This is a genomic window from Curvivirga sp., assembly GCF_965219885.1.
Lineage (GTDB): Bacteria > Pseudomonadota > Alphaproteobacteria > UBA8366 > Aestuariispiraceae > Curvivirga.
On record NZ_CBDCOT010000009.1, the window covers coordinates 1,956,227 to 1,972,300 of the forward strand.

Here is a 16,074-nt window from a genome sequence, read left to right on the forward strand (position 1 = left end):
ATTGAGGTTTAATTTTCTTCGGCTTGCACTAGACTGAATAAGGCGGCGGAACTGAATTCGCGTCTATATAATACGCAGACAACAATTGTAGAAACGATCACCAAAGCCAGCGGGTGGTAGAACCAACCTATTGCGGCGAGACCGAAGAAATAGGTTCTTAATCCTCGATTAAAATGCTTCCCTGCATTAATACTTAGCTGTGCAGTCTTATGGGCATAGCGTTCTCTTTCGGGCGATAAAGTGCTCGGAGGAGGGGCTGCACCAATAAGTATTGAGCAATAATTGTTAAGTCTAAATGCCCATCCAAATTTAAAGAAGGCATGTACAAAGATACTCATCAAAAGCAATACTTTAAATTCCCAGACAGTGAGACTAGTTTGCTTGGCAAAAGGTAAGCTGGTTAAAGCTTGCATGGCAATATCTGCATTTGCAAGTAACGCAAATAATCCCCCCAAAACAAGGATAGTTGTTGAAGCAAAGAAGCCAATAGCGGTTAATAAATTGCCTAAAAGTGTTGTGTCCACCATTCGTACATCGCGTTGCAGCATCTGACGCATCCATTCCAGACGATATTCATTGATTTGAATCGTCAAGCTGCGTTTATGCCAGCGACTATGATCCGCAAAATACTGAAACCCCATCCAACAGATAAAGAACCAAGTTAATGCGACAACATCGAACAAGGTTAAATCAAGCGCAAGTAGCGGATTTTCCATGTTGAGTTCCTAGAATTTTTGAATGCGGGATAACAGCTCTTCATTTTCCCAGATTGGTTGACGATCTTCGACTAAAACCCGGTGATTGGAACTTTCAGATTTGGCACGTACCTGAACCCAGCGTGGTACAACTTCGTTATTTAGGTCAATAAGAACGTTAAGTGCCAATGCTTCCAAAGACAAAACATCCTGATCATCGAAACTATGAAGATATTGTTCAAAAGCTTCAGGTTTTAGAACTAATTTATCTGGGACATAGCTGATTTGAATACAGCAACTTTCATCAGTTAGTTTTGAACCAAGCGAAACAAGGTAATCTATAGAAAGATTTGGGTTTTCTACAGTGACAAGTGAAAAGCGGCGGTCCGATTGTGATTTCTGATTTACCGTTAACTCAGCTTCATCAATAACTTTTTCCATCATATATCCCTGTTTCTACAAGATAAATTATTTCTAAATGGTAACTTCTCCACCTAGAGTAACGCTTTCTTCAGTAATTGAAACAGGAAAATGATCTGCAACGTGAAAACGAATGGTTCCTGTTAAACCCAATGCCGTGATGGTGTTGCCAAAAAGTGCACGAATATCATCACGCATTTTTTCTTCGACCGGGATTAAACTTCTAAACATTAAATCCACAGTTTTCTGTGTCGCCAAGCCATCTAGCTGTAAAGGGCCCATTTTCTGAAAACTGGTTTCGATGATAAATCTTTTAGCTTCATCATCTTGATTTGATGTTAGTTTTTCTTCATCAGACTTATCTTTCAAATACAACCATAACTCACCAAAACTGGAATCTTGGGCCACTGGCATACCATATGCCCGCCACTCCTGTCCCATGGGGTCACGTATCTGTCTGGTATTTTGTTTTATGCTATCAACCAGACGATCGCCCATTGGTCCAGAAATGCGTGACGCTGCACTTCGCCCGACCCAGTTTTCCAATGCACCACCCCTTAAAGTAGAAAGTAAGAAAAGTATACTGGTGGCCATCTGCGTGTTTGCTTGTGGCATTGCTTGCATGATTTGCTGTGCCACTTGCGGATTTCCTGCCTGCAACATGGACATCGCATGTTGTAGCATCGCCCATCTTTCCTGAATAGCCGCAGAGGTGTTTAACGCTGTTTGAACGGGAACTTGAACGCTAACCGGTTCACTTAGAGGTATAAGGGTTAATAAACTGCCTGGCGGTAGGGGCGATGGGGTTGGTAAAGACATGGGCCCAACCGACGTTTGTATAATTGTATTGCCGGGTTGGCTGGCAAGAACAGTAGCTTGTATTGCAGGCATGCCTGTAGGACCGGAGCTCGGAATTTTTAAACCTGCAGGCAATGTTTGATTAGGCAATTGTACGGAAGCTATTTGTACATTCATAGATTGATTTGGTGAAATAGGAGGGCCTTGAGGCGTTGGCATTGTAGGTATGTTTTGTGGGGTACTAGATTGTGCTGCTGAAGCTGGACCACCACGGATTGAGGATGCATGTACAGCAGGAGAAGGTGACAGCGGGCCTGTTGGCGTTTTCGGTAGTAAATGTGATATTGAACTTTCACTTAGAGTCGTTGCAGATATTTGCGTTCCTTGTAATGTGTTCAATGTTACATTTGTTGCGCTTCCTTGTGCTGTTGCCGAAGCTTTAACAGCGCTACCTGACCAAGAAAGATTAAGTAATAAAGGGCTATCACCTTGGGCTGCTTGCCCTGCTAGTGCAGAATGAAAAGATACATGCAAATTAGCTTGCGTATTGGGAGGAGGTAGAACTTGTGTCCCTGATTGTGCAGTCACTGTGAGCGGGCCAGACGGTGTTTGTAACGTTAGACGATTTGTTGCTTGATTAGGAACTTTCTGAACTTCTACTCGGATGCTTTGTCCTGATACGAGTTCCTTTGAAACAGCTTGTGGAATTGATGCTGGTGTTTTTACCTGTATTTGATGTTGTTGTGTCTGAGAGGGTATCTGTGCTTGCTGTTGGGGATTTACGGCCTGCGTCGCAGTTGAGGTCGATTGCTGCGGAGGTTGCGGTGACGCTTGTTGGGAAGAGTTTGCCTGTCCTTGCGGTGCTTGTTGTCCTTGGGTGGATTGGCCCTGAGTTGATTGAGAAGGATTTTGGGTCGGCGCGGAACTAGGTTTAGCAGTTTGTGCTTGCTGTTGTGCAGCCTGATGCTGCGGCGATTTATTTTGTGTGGTCGCCGTGCCTGATTTTACAGGTTGTTGCACAGGTGGAATACTGGTCAAACTATGATCCTCTTAACTGTCAATTCCTTGTCATAGCATATACTAAAATCGTGCCAATTCCTAATTGACGAAGTTATACTTGATCTACAGTACGTATTTGAGCCTTGGGATGGATTTCATTTTGGGACATTACAACGGTCGCTGGACGGAAACGTTCAACAACAGACCGCACAAAAGGACGAATTTGCGGACTAACCAATAAGACAGGAGTTTCACCGGCCATCGCTTGGCGCTCATAGGCACTTCTTACACGTCCAATAAAGTCTTGTAATTGCGATGGAGCCATAGCGAGCTGTCGTTCATCCCCTTGTCCGATAATTGACTCAGAGAATGCTTGCTCCCAATCAGGGGAAAGAGTGATAAGAGGGACGATACCTTCCGGGTTTGTATTTGCATCAGAAAGTTGTCGCGCCAATCGGGAACGTACATGTTCAGTAATCTGCGTGATATTCCGTGTAAATGCCACAGCCTCTGCTGCTCCCTCCAAGATAGTTGGGAGATCACGAATTGAAACACGTTCGATTAATAAGTTTTGTAAGATACGTTGAAGAGCGCCTAATCCAACTTGTGCTGGCACAATATCTTCCACCAGTTTTTGTTGGGAATCTGGCAATTCTTCTAGAAGTTTTTGTGTCTCGCCATAAGATAATAATTCAGCCATATTATCTTTCAGAACTTCTGTTAAATGCGTGGTAATTACCGTAGATGGATCAACAACTGTATAGCCTCTGAAGACAGCTTCTTCGCGCTGATTATCTTGCACCCAAACTGCTGGAAGGCCAAAAGTTGGTTCAACGGTTGCTTCACCAGGTAAAGAAATTTGTTCACCACGCGGGTCCATCACCAAATGCATATTTGGACGCAATTCACCACGGCCTGTCTCAATTTCTTTAACACGGATAATATAGCTATTCGCGGGAAGTTGCAGATTATCCTGAATACGAACCGCAGGCATTACAAAACCCAAATCCCCAGCTATTTGACGGCGAAGTCCTTTAATTTGATCTGTTAAGCGATGTTCACCTTCTGCATTCAAAAGCGGTAATAAACCATAGCCAAGTTCCAAACGAAGTAAATCAATCTGAAGAGCTGTTGAAATTGGTTCTTCCGCAGGCGCGGCAGCAGCTGTCACCTCTTCATCTTCTTTAGCTTGCTCCGCTATGGCATCTGCAATTTTCCGAGCTTCGTTCTTTTTGTGAATAAACCAGGCACCGACACCTGCGGCAATTGACATTGTCATGAACGGCCATGCAGGTAAATCTGGTACCATACTCATCAAGAAGAGAAGGCCAGAGGCAATACCAAGAGCACCTGGATAACCTGAAAGCTGACCTACAACAGCTTTTTCTGTACCACCAGTGATACCTGCTTTTGTCACTAATAGACCAGCAGCTACAGAAACGATCAAAGATGGAATTTGACTTACAAGGCCGTCACCAATGGTCAACAAGGTATAGTTTTGTGCTGCATCAGCAAGTGGCATATCACGCTGTACAACACCGATAATGATACCACCAATCACGTTAATGAAGGTGATAAGAATACCAGCAATTGCATCACCACGAACGAATTTGGATGCACCATCCATTGATCCAAAAAAAGCACTTTCGGTTTGTAACTCTTCACGGCGCTTACGTGCATCTTCTTCGGTCAACAGCCCCGCGGATAAGTCAGCATCAATTGCCATTTGCTTACCGGGCATCGCATCCAATGTAAAACGTGCAGCCACCTCAGCAACGCGGCCTGCACCTTTGGTGATTACGATAAAGTTAATAATCACTAGGATTGCGAAGATAATAATACCAATGAGGTAGTTACCGCCGACAACAAAATCACCGAATGCTTGAATAACGCGTCCTGCAGCCTGTGTACCTGTATGCCCATCAGAGAGAATGAGACGGGTGGATGCTACGTTCAACCCTAACCTCAACATGGTGGCGATGAGCAACAATGTTGGGAATGAAGTCAGTTCAGTGGCTGAATGAATGAAGATGACAGTCAGCATGATTAAAACGGAAAAGGTTATAGATACAGCTAACGAGAAATCCATAATCCAAGTAGGTAGGGGAATTAGCAGCAAAATCAAGATAGCGACAATACCAAGCGGCAGGAATAGTTCCTGGCTTTTCATAATATTGCCGACGTTACCTAGATTTGCGAACGGGTTACCACCGCCACTGCCACCACTAACTGGAGATACACCCCCGCTGTCACCAGAACCAGCTGGTGCAGATGAAGAGGCTGAAGAATTTTCTGTATCTGCCATTTAGGGCTACCTTATAAGAGATGAATACCAGTTAGATATGATTAACTACTCGCACCTGCATCTGGAATTTCATAACCTTCTTCGGAATATTGCTTTAATTTATTACGTAACGTTCTAATAGAGATGCCAAGAACATTGGCAGCATGAGTTCGGTTGCCTAAGTAATGGTCAAGGGTATCTATGATCAAATCTCGTTCAACATCTGCAACGGTTCGCGCAACAAAATTCTCTCCTACAGGAGCTGTTTCTGTAATAGTTTCTGATTGCTCAGCTGCGATTGGTGGTGCAGGAGGGACCGGCGCGGATGGCTGGGGAGTAGGGGTAGGGGCGACTGTTGGCCTTGGTGTTGCTGCTGAAGGTGTCGTACCTGTAAGCAAAATTGCATTTTCATCTATACTTGGACCTGAAGCTAACAAAATTGCGCGGTGCATTGTGTTTTCTAGTTCCCGTACATTCCCCTGCCAGTGATACGCCTCAAGCTTTGCAACTGCTTCTGGTGTCATCGGTTTTTCGTCAACTGCGTTTAATTCAGCATATTTTTTAGCAAAAAATTGACTAAGAAGCGCAATATCCATTGGACGTTCACGTAAAGAAGGCAGCTGAATATTGACCACGTTCAAACGGAAATACAAATCTTCGCGGAATTTTCCTTCCTTAATGTAATCTTCCATATGACGGTTTGACGTTGCCAGAATACGTACATCAACTTTTACTGGTTTATTACCACCAACACGGTCAATTTCTCGTTCCTGAATGGCACGAAGAAGTTTTGCCTGTAAACGCAGATCCATTTCGGAGATTTCATCTAGTAGTATCGTACCACCATTTGCTTCTTCAAATTTACCCACACGCTTTGCTACAGCACCGGAAAAGGCGCCTTTTTCATGCCCGAATAACTCTGATTCTAAAAGATTTTCAGGGATAGCTGCGCAGTTGATTGCCACAAAAGGTCCTGCTGCACGACGGCTCTTTGTATGAAGATAGCGCGCCATAACTTCTTTACCGGTTCCGGATTCACCTGTCACAAGGACGGATGCATCGGAAGGAGCAATCTGATCGGCTAATGCAATTACAGCCTTCATTGTTGGATCACGATGAATAATCGCATTGTCTTCTTGTGCAGCAGCCTCCAGTACGGCGGCGATCAAATCGGCATCCGGTGGAAGAGGGATATATTCCTGCGCACCATCGCGAATAGCGTTTGCTGCCGTTGTTGCATCAGTTCCTTCTAAACCGCATGCAACAACAGGTACGTGAATTCGTTCACCTTCTAAATGTTCTACCAAGGATGCGACATTCATGCGAACATCAATCATGATAAGGTCGGCTCCTTGGCCACTACGCAAATTATCTAAAGCTTCGCCAATGGCATTTGTTGTGGCCACTTTCGCGCCTCGTTTCATCGCGATCTGAACCGCTGTGGTCATATGGCCTTCAAGAGTTCCAATAACTAATAGTCGCATTTTTTAATTCTCTCTTAACTCTATATAGCTTTGTACGTCTTAGTTGAAATAATCCACACGCATAGAAGGCGGTAGAACAGTGTTCAAAAGCATCTCTAGACGGCGCGGGTTTTCCTGACGACCAACTGATGCGGATGTCATTCGATATAAATTACTTAACAACATATCTTCGGAAGAGGTGCGTTCCAGTTTTGCGGCTAAAGGCGTAAAGACCACATTCGATAAAAGCGCACCATAGAAAGTTGTTAAAAGGGCTACTGCCATTGCAGGGCCAATTGAATTTGGGTCTTCTAAATTCCCTAACATTTGCACCAATCCAACCAAAGTACCGATTAATCCCATTGCCGGAGACAAATCAGCAGCCTTTTTGAAAACGCTAACAGACACGGCTGCACGTTCAGCCGCTGCTTCAATATCCTGCTCAATGACGCGTTCGATTTCATCGCCATTGCTGCCATCAATTGCCATGCTTAAACCTTGCTGTAATAGTGGCTGGTCTTCTAGGCTAACCATATAGTTCTGCAAGGCTAGAACGCCACGGAAACGGGCAATCTGTGCCAGCTGCAATTGCTGCAATGCTGATTCATGGGGATCAGTTGTTGTTCTAAAAAACATCTGACCAAGTGAGCTAAATGCAGTTAGAACATCTTTGAAGGAAAAACAGGCAACGGTCACACCAATTGTGCCGCCAATTACAATTAAGATTGATGGAATATCGATAAACGCACCAGGAGAACCTCCAAGGATAATAGCCGCAGCTACAAGTCCCATAGCGCCGACAATCCCTAGGATTGTTGCTAGATCAATGGACATCTTGGTTTCAGGTTGCGTTAACTTTTGTTCGTTACCTGTTTGAGCGCTATCAGCCATTCCCCGTTACTCCAAACTTTTTACCAGTGAAGGCAAAGTTATCACCCTTACGATTGTGTTTTCTCAGATTTGATAATCTCAGTCATGGTTACGCCAAGTTTGTCGTCAACAACTACGACTTCACCACGTGCAACTAGGCGATTATTTACATAGATATCAATCGCTTCACCAACTTTACGGTCCAATTCTACAACTGCACCACGACCCAACTTTAATAATTGGCTTACCTGCATATGGGACTTACCTAATACAGCGGATACCTGAACCGGAATTTCATAAACAGCTTCAAGGTCACGAGCCCCACTAGGGAGCGCTAACTCAGCCGCACGTGGGTCTAAAGCTTCACCAAATTCGGATTCTGCCTCGAGGGTTTTGAGATTCATTTCTCCACCATCACCGGCGCCGTTTTCCCCACCCGCAGCTGCGTCACCATTTTCGGTTGCTTCTACGTTTTCTTCTTCATCACTCATCATTTATTAGGCTCCTCGGGAGGTGAGTCCATTGCCGTATCGGACATTGGTTGTTCGGTCTCCAAGTTAACGTCAGGTGTTGGTGCAAGCTGTTCTTCTGATTGAGCGACAGTTTGCTCCGAATTCAAATCTACTGGCGGTTCTTCAGGTTCTGGCACAGGGATTGATGCCGTTTCTACCATTTCTTGCTGCTCTTCATCGCCGGCCTCAATAGTTAGCTCCGCTTCAACTTCATCAGCATTTAAATGGTTCTCTAGGAACTGTTCGACGATTTTTTCCATTTCCTGAAGTGCTGTTTCCACATTACGTTCTGCACTTCCGCGGCCCCAATCCACACGTACATCAGAAGGCCCTAGCTTTGCATCCGGATGGTACATTAACTTTCCTTCAAATCCTGCTTCCTGAGCAACCTTTTCTAACTGCTCTTGAATGATTGAATGCAAACTTTCCGGTAAAGTAATGTTGATACGACCTTTGGTTTCCAAAGGAGCCAAGCTTGAATAAACAAGGCTTTTGATTTCTTCGACACCATGTTCGCTTGCATAAATAGGCATAAGTTTGCGAACCATATCACTTGAAATACGTGCCAGAGCGGCAGCTTGACTTTCATTTGCCAAGGCTTGTCGATCCTGCAGAACAGCTATGTAACCAGTTATGGTTTGTAAAGCCGTTAAAGTTTGTTGTTCAATTTGCGCTAAGGCTTCTGCATGACCTGCTGCATGTCCTTCATTCCATGCCTCTGCTTTCGCTGCTGCTAATTCTTCTTCAGAAAAAGTGGGGGATGGAGGGGGCGCATTTAATGCTTCTTCCTCAAGGCGTTGACGTTCTTTTTCTTCTTCGGCCGCGCGTTCGCGCTCCTCTTCAATGACTTGAAGGTCGGATTTCTCCAGCTCATCAAAGGAAGTGGTAAAAGTAAAAGGGGTATATGTCTTTGTGTTACTCATTAAAGATTGTCACGCCCAGATTAATAAATAAGTTCGTCTTCGGCACCACCTTCGGAAATAACGATTTCGCCTTTCGCAGCAAGGTCTTTCGCCAGGTTTACCATTTCCATTTGAGCTTCATCCACGTCTTTCAACCGGACAGGCCCCATCGCAGCCATGTCTTCGCGCAGGATTTTCGCCGCACGTTCGGACATATTGCCAAAGAATAGTTCTTTGATTTGTTCTGATGCACCTTTCAGTGCGATAGAAAGTTTGTCTTTATCGACCGCACGTAAGAGAGCCTGAACACCAGCAGGGTCCAGTTTTTGCAAGTCTTCGAATGTGAACATCAAGGCCTTAATACGTTCTGCGGAATCACGGTTACGTTCTTCCAATAAAGTCATAAAGCGGTTTTCGGTATTACGATCCAGATTATTGAAGATCTCTGCCATCATTTCATGACTGTCACGGCGTGCAGTACGCGCAAGGTTCGTCATGAATTCAGTGCGTAATGTACGTTCAACATCATCAAGGACTTCTTTCTGGACAGCTTCCATACGCAACATCCGCATAATTACTTCCATAGTGAAGCTTTCTGGTAAGGCTGCCAAAACGCGGGATGCGTGGTCGGATTTGATTTTTGATAAAACCACGGCCACTGTTTGCGGATATTCGTTTTTTAGATAATTTGCTAAAACGACTTCGTTTACATTTGCAAGTTTGTCCCACATTGTGCGACCCGCTGGGCCACGAATTTCTTCCATGATCGTTCCCACACGATCATCACTAAGAACTTTGCTAAGTAAGCGTTCTGTACTTTCATAAGAACCAACAAGACTACCTGTGGAAGAGAGTTGTTCGGCAAAATCAATAAACAGACGTTCCACCAAGTTTGATGAAATTGTCCCTAAGTTGGCCATAGTTTGAGAAAGTTCACGAATTTCTTCATCATCCATTAGGTCGAAAAGCTTAACAGCATATTCTTCGCCAATGGCAAGCATCATCACAGCCGCTTTTTCCGGCCCTGCTAAGCTTCTATAATCCTCACGAACACGCATATTGCTTTATTAAACTCCCTAAAATCACCGTATATTTTATTTCAGGCTTTAATCCATAGGTTGATGCATCCAATTCCGTAGAATAGATACAGCTTCTTCAGGATGGTTTTCAATAATTTCACCGATTTTGCGCATGGAGGATGCTTTTACTTTACCCTCAATTTGCGCAATATCAATCATTTGGTCGAATTCATCATCTTCATCAAAGTCCAAATCAACCCCCGCAGCTGGAACTCCTGGCTGGCCACCTGCGACAATCGGTTGACCAGATTGATCGGTTAAAAGAACAGTTTCTTCTAGCTCATCACTAGGTGTTGTATCCAATAGACGATTTAGCATCGGACGAACAACCAATAGAATTACTAATACAGCTAACAATCCCAAGATCAATGTCTGGGCGAGAGAACGTATGTCTGCAGCAGATAAGCCGAAATAAGTGATTTCTCCATCTGCTTCACTTAATGGCAATTCCGCGAAACGCATATTCACGATTTCAACTGTGTCGCCACGTAATTCATCGAAACCAACAGCAGATTTTACCAAAGTTTCGATTTGTTGCATCTCTTCTGCAGTACGTGGCGTATAAACGAGGTCGCCTTGTTCATTTTCTTCGGTTGGTTCTCCGCGTGCATAATGACCATCAATCAATACGGCGATAGAAAGACGGTTGATTTCACCGACATTTTTAACCTGATTGGTAATAGTCTTTGAATTGGCGAAATTACTGGTTTCTTGAATGCTGGATGTTTGCTCACTATTGCCCCCACCTGCTGCTGCTTGGCCATCGGGTAGGTTATTGCCAACAGAGACGTTTTCTTCATCCGCTTCAGAAGAATTACTTGTTTCTTCAATTGTATTAGAGGAGACAAGTACAGAGCCTTCGGGATCATATTCTTCTTTATTGATCACGGATTGGGTGAAATCCATATCCGCATTTACTTCAACACGTACTTTGCCAATTCCCATTGTACGTTCCAGTAAATCTTGCAGGTTACGCTGGATACGGTTTTCATATTGAGTCTGTAAATCAAGAGAGTCTTCACCAGCCGCGCCTTCCTCATCGCCACCTTTATGCAGTAGGGTACCTTGGTCATCGACAATGGAAATAGAAGACGGTTTGAGGCGAGGAACTGCAGTTGCAACAAGATGTTGAATGGCGGAAATTTGTGACTTTTCAAGTCGTTGTGGACCCTTCATTTTAATAATAATGGAGGCGCTAGGTTCTTGGAGATCGCGGCTGAAAAGTTCACGCTTAGGCAGCACCAAGTGGACGCGGGCTGCTTTTACAGAACTCATAGATGTAATTGTACGGGATAATTCACCTTCAAGTGCGCGGACGCGATTTACTTCTTGAAGAAAGCTTGACGTTCCCAATGTTTCTTCGCGATCAAAAATTTCATATCCGATAATTGAACCACTTAATCCTTGTTCGGCCATTGCAATACGAACATCACCGACGCGTTCAGATGGCACAAAGACTTGGCTTCCATTTTGGCGTATTTCAAAAGGAATGCCCTGACTTGCTAATTGGGTTGTAATTTCTTGAGTGCTTTGAGAATCCAGATTGGAATATAGCAGAGACATATTGGGCTCCCCAAAACGGGTAGCCAGAAAGATAATGAAGCCAAGGACAAGCAGGCTGATACCAGCGATCATGCCGATACGAGCGGGCCCCATCTTTCTTAAGAACTGAATGAACGCGTCCACGATCCAAGCCTCTCTATAAGTGAAGCATTAAACTTTAGATGCTAATCATAGCATAAAAAAGGTTAATGATGGATTTAAAACGGAAGGAAAATATAAGAAAAATAAAGGGTGTACAGGCCTTTAAAATTCTTTGGAATTATTAACTTTCCCTTGTCTTAAAACTCCTGCTTCAACGAAAAAATTACAACCGATTCTAATTAAAATTAGTCTATTCCATTATGATTCAATTTAGAACAGTATCTGATTTGTGAATAAAAGAAAAGAAAAAACCGGGCAAAATTTGCCTAGTTTGTAATATTGTCAAAAGCTTATCTAATATTTCTGACATTCCGCATAATAAAACTAAGAAAAAGTAAGTAATGTGAAGTGGTATTCGCGTGCTGCAAAGTAAAAGCAAAGAGAAATAGGATGTAAAAAAGGCCCTGATAGAAAACTATCAGGGCCAGGGAGCGGTAGCCTCTTAGCTTAATTACCGCTTGGTTCGAATAAGTTCTTCGAGCATTTCATCTGCTGTTGTGATGATTTTTGTATTCGCGGAATAGGCCCGCTGTGTTGTAATCATATCGGTAAACTCTGTCGCCAAATCCACTGTGGATGATTCAATGGAAGAGGGGGAGATGGCACCAGCACCACCTGTTGAGGCTGTATGGGCAATGGCTTCGCCAGATTCATCTGTTTGAATATAGACGTTACCTGTCTGCTCTTGCAGGCCGTTTGGATTTGCAAATGTATTTACAGGAACTTTGTACAAATCACGTGTCGCACCATTGTCAAATAAAGCAGTTACGACACCAACATCATTAACAGTAACACCAGTAAGCGAACCAAACTGCTGACCATTATCTGAGTAAGTGTTGATTGTACTTGTGCCTGCTGCTTGTGAGAGGCCTGTTGTGGTGCCAGGTGTTCCTAAATTCAAATTGATTGCAACAGCATCATCCACACTTGTCGCAGAATAGGTGCCATCATGATCAATAAACACTTGTAATACACCACTGCCTGCATTGTCATCACCACCTACGACTTGGTAGGTTGTGCCTGCTGCGTTGGTCAATGTTGTTGTCGTATCTGATACAATACTGGATAAATTACCGCTTGCATCAAATGTTACAACACCCAGAGCAACCGTAGTGCCGGCTGTAGCTGTGTCACCGCCTGCTTCATGTGTCGTGATTTCTGCATCGGAAATACCAGTAGTCGCATCGGTATCTGCATCAAAAGTACCATCATCATTCACATCTAAGTCAAGGAATTGACCGTTGTCTAATGTGGCGAAAAGATTCCATTCATCAGCAGTACCAGTTTTCTCAAAAGTTAAGGTTAATGTTCTTTGAGAACCCTGACGATCAACGATCTGCAATTCGATATCGAAATTATCATCAGTAGCTGCGTCTGCATTTAAATTTGCGCTGAGGTTATATTCGGTTGTGGGAATTGGATCTGACGAACGTGCAGATACGTTCACAACCTCAAAAGCTGACTGTACATTGGTTTCGGTGAAGCCTGTCCCTGCTGAATTAGCTTCCCAACCCAACAAGTAATAGCCAGCGGCATTAACAAGGTTGCCGTTTTCATCAGGACGGAATTCAGCTGCGCGGGTGTAAAGAATAGATCCATTACGGGACCATTCGCCTGTGGCAGCATCTTGCGTTACACTATCTGTGACCGCAAAGAAGCCATCGCCTGAAATTGCCATATCGGTTGATCGGGAAGATGCTTGAAGCAAGCCTTGCGCGTCATATTCACGCCAAACTTGTGACTGCACACCACCGGAACTATAAAGCGTCGGAGACGGGTTGTTGGTAACCAATGTGGAAAACTTGGCTTTGGATACTTTATAGCCGGTTGTATTCACATTGGCGATATTGTCAGAAATCATGGCCATAGCCTGACTGTTTACAAACATGCCAGATACGCCAGATCTTAATGCGCCGTATAAACTACTCATTTATTTTCTCCTCCGTCTCTCTCATTCAAAAATCGGAGTTAATTCCATTTGGAACTTAACCGAATGTGTTAATATCTTTTGGATAATATCTAGTGTATTTTCCATCAGTTTAGTACTTCCGTAACTTTCCCTAGATCGACGCTGACATTGCCCAGTCTAAGGGTTGTGTTTGTTTCACCGAATTCAACAGCATCTACAACTCCCAGGTAGGCATATTTCATGTTTTCGATCGTTTTTGCTTCTGCGTTTGTAGCACTCACTTCAAAATGATAATTTCCTGCAGGCAAGGAGTTTCCAGAACCATCTTTGGCATCCCATGTTACGCTGTGGGTGCCTTGCGCGGTTGGAGCTGGTGCGGAATAAACCAGATTACCTGCTTCATTGAAGACAAATAGTGCTGCATTTTTTGCGGGTTCAGGCAGGGTATATTCGAGTACTTCAATTTTATTTTCGTAATGAGTAAACTCGTTATGGTCGACTTTGATTATTTTACCCATATAGCCGACAGCGTTGTTTAGTTCGGTTGCTTTTTGTAGGCCAATTAGATCTTCCAAACGTTGGGTTTGGTTGATCGCTTGTTCCACATTGGCAAATTCAACCAACTGGTTTGTAAACTCAGTAGAGTCCATCGGTGAAAGTGGATCTTGATTCTGCAATTGAGTGGTGAGAATCAAAAGAAAGCTATCCAGATCTTCGGCGAGCTTCTTCGAAGACCCCGCAGAACTTGATGCAGCCGTTTGGCTTGCGATAATTGAACTTACACTCATTTCTTTTGTTCCTCACTCATCTCTCAATTACATCCATGGCGTCTGATAGCGATTAGACTTGAATGTCGTAACTACCGTCAGCGTTTGGTTGGGCCTCTTCACCCAAGCCAAGCATGGTGTTGGTTCCAGCATCCTCTTCTGCAGCTTCGTCTCCCTCCAGAGAGAAGTTGGAATCGGAACCGTTATTGGTGCCATTTCCATCTGCGAATTGGTTGTAGCCGTTACCTTGATTGCCCAGATTAAAGCTCAGTGAGCTTGAATCTGCTTGCATGCCTGCATCATTTAAAGATTTAACAAGATTGTTAGAGTCGCTTTTCAGCATATCTAATGTCTCTTGCTTATCGGCAGTGATAACCGCGGTCATCTTGCCATCTTTAGCCATCTCCATTGTCACTTCGATACGTCCCAGTTCATATGGGCGAAGTTGAATTTTGATTTGATCTTGGCCCTGACCAGCAGCGCGTTGAATGTTTACCGAAACTTGGTCAGAGACCAGTTGTGGTGGAACATTCGGACGGTTGTTATTTGCTGCTGCCTGAGTAGATGCAGAAGTTTTGACTGTTTGACCATTTTGGCCATCCAATACTGCTGCGCCTGTTGCGCTATCCACGCTTGCAACCTGTCCAGTGGAACCTGCAGCTGCAGAAGGTGCTGCCGCTGCGGCTGCGCTACCTGCATTTGCTACTGGTGCAACTGTTGGGTTGAATTGTGGGGTTGCCGCTGTTGGGGCAGGTTGTGCTTCTTGAGGGGCAGATTGTCCGTTAGGCAAATTTTGACCAGTTTGATTACCATTGCCATTATTAGCTTGGTTATCAAAGCGGGCAGGTTTTGCCTTGTTGGCAGAATTGCTGCCAGTTAACGCTGCCTCTTCGGCTGTTTCTAAAAGCATATCCGCAACTGTGGATTTTTCACCACTTGCTTCTGCCGTTTTGGCTGTTTGTGCCGCAACAGTAGAAGATGCTGCCAATGCGCTATTTTGTTGCCCAGTCACTGTGGATTGTCTGTCCGTGACGGTAACATTCATGCCGGAAGCATTTTTATTGGATTGTTTTTGATTAAGTTTTGCAGGATCAATATCGACAGTTTCATTCGTTGATGTATCAACTTGAATACCATCTGCCTTTTTTGTCTGCTGTTGGCCGGATTGTTGTGCATTCTGCGCCCCGGTCTTGTCGGCTGATACTGCTTGTGCGGCCTGACCTTGTGTCTGAGCTGCTTGGTTATTTGCTGTATCAGTTTTTGCTGCTGCATTCGGGTCAATTACAGCGGCGTTCATTCCGGTTACAGTCGGGGCAGCATCGTCTGCAGCGCCTTGCTTATCAGATGTTGCTACTTCTTCCTGATCGGATTGATCGTCCTCTGCATATTGTCCGTCATCAACAGCATCATCAGTTTCTGCTGCCGTATCATTATCAATATGACTTGTTTCGTTATTGGCGAAATCAAACTCTTCCGTCTGCGCGCCTTCTGGTATGCTGAGCTGTGAGCCCGGGTTCAAGAAAGTAATATTATTCGTAGCCTGGTCACGTAACAGGTCTGAAAAGACCGTGCCGTCACTCGGGCTATTACTTCCTCTCGCCTGGGAATTCTTCTGATTACCCACGTTGGAGAGCTGATCAAATACTGTTTCTATTTGTGCGCTCATGTCCGT

General features: G+C 44.3%; 13 protein-coding genes. All 13 read right to left on the reverse strand.

All coding sequences use genetic code 11. From position 1 onward, the window contains the following. Positions 1–8: 8 nt before the first annotated feature. Positions 9–716, reverse strand: coding sequence for a DUF599 domain-containing protein (locus tag ACOQOA_RS14695; RefSeq protein WP_420549370.1), 708 nt, complete (start codon positions 714–716; stop codon positions 9–11). 9 nt (positions 717–725) lie between these two features. Further along, positions 726–1,139 (reverse strand): hypothetical protein, encoded by a 414-nt coding sequence (locus ACOQOA_RS14700; protein WP_420549371.1) that lies wholly within the window; start codon positions 1,137–1,139, stop codon positions 726–728. Between the two features lie 30 nt (positions 1,140–1,169). Continuing rightward, positions 1,170–2,951: a hypothetical protein gene (locus ACOQOA_RS14705; RefSeq protein WP_420549372.1), complete on the reverse strand. Its 1,782-nt coding sequence runs from the start codon at positions 2,949–2,951 to the stop codon at positions 1,170–1,172. Positions 2,952–3,024: 73 nt separating this feature from the next. Further along, complete coding sequence (gene flhA / locus ACOQOA_RS14710; protein ID WP_420549373.1) at positions 3,025–5,217, reverse strand: flagellar biosynthesis protein FlhA; 2,193 nt, start codon at positions 5,215–5,217, stop codon at positions 3,025–3,027. 41 nt (positions 5,218–5,258) lie between these two features. Beyond that, positions 5,259–6,680, reverse strand: coding sequence for a sigma-54-dependent transcriptional regulator (locus tag ACOQOA_RS14715; RefSeq protein WP_420549374.1), 1,422 nt, complete (start codon positions 6,678–6,680; stop codon positions 5,259–5,261). Positions 6,681–6,719: 39 nt separating this feature from the next. After that, positions 6,720–7,550, reverse strand: coding sequence for a motility protein A (locus tag ACOQOA_RS14720; RefSeq protein WP_420549375.1), 831 nt, complete (start codon positions 7,548–7,550; stop codon positions 6,720–6,722). 47 nt (positions 7,551–7,597) lie between these two features. Further along, positions 7,598–7,933, reverse strand: coding sequence for a flagellar motor switch protein FliN (gene fliN / locus ACOQOA_RS14725; RefSeq protein WP_420550111.1), 336 nt, complete (start codon positions 7,931–7,933; stop codon positions 7,598–7,600). Between the two features lie 86 nt (positions 7,934–8,019). After that, on the reverse strand, positions 8,020–8,964 hold the full coding sequence (locus ACOQOA_RS14730) for a hypothetical protein (RefSeq protein WP_420549376.1): 945 nt from the start codon (positions 8,962–8,964) through the stop codon (positions 8,020–8,022). A 20-nt stretch (positions 8,965–8,984) separates the two neighbouring features. Continuing rightward, positions 8,985–10,001 (reverse strand): flagellar motor switch protein FliG, encoded by a 1,017-nt coding sequence (gene fliG / locus ACOQOA_RS14735; protein WP_155153335.1) that lies wholly within the window; start codon positions 9,999–10,001, stop codon positions 8,985–8,987. A gap of 48 nt (positions 10,002–10,049) precedes the next feature. Then, positions 10,050–11,708, reverse strand: coding sequence for a flagellar basal-body MS-ring/collar protein FliF (gene fliF, locus ACOQOA_RS14740; RefSeq protein WP_420549377.1), 1,659 nt, complete (start codon positions 11,706–11,708; stop codon positions 10,050–10,052). A gap of 469 nt (positions 11,709–12,177) precedes the next feature. Then, complete coding sequence (locus ACOQOA_RS14745) at positions 12,178–13,656, reverse strand: flagellar hook protein FlgE (RefSeq protein ID WP_420549378.1); 1,479 nt, start codon at positions 13,654–13,656, stop codon at positions 12,178–12,180. A 104-nt stretch (positions 13,657–13,760) separates the two neighbouring features. Beyond that, complete coding sequence (locus ACOQOA_RS14750) at positions 13,761–14,423, reverse strand: flagellar hook assembly protein FlgD (protein ID WP_420549379.1); 663 nt, start codon at positions 14,421–14,423, stop codon at positions 13,761–13,763. A 52-nt stretch (positions 14,424–14,475) separates the two neighbouring features. Further along, positions 14,476–16,068 (reverse strand): flagellar hook-length control protein FliK, encoded by a 1,593-nt coding sequence (locus ACOQOA_RS14755; protein WP_420549380.1) that lies wholly within the window; start codon positions 16,066–16,068, stop codon positions 14,476–14,478. Positions 16,069–16,074 lie beyond the last annotated feature (6 nt).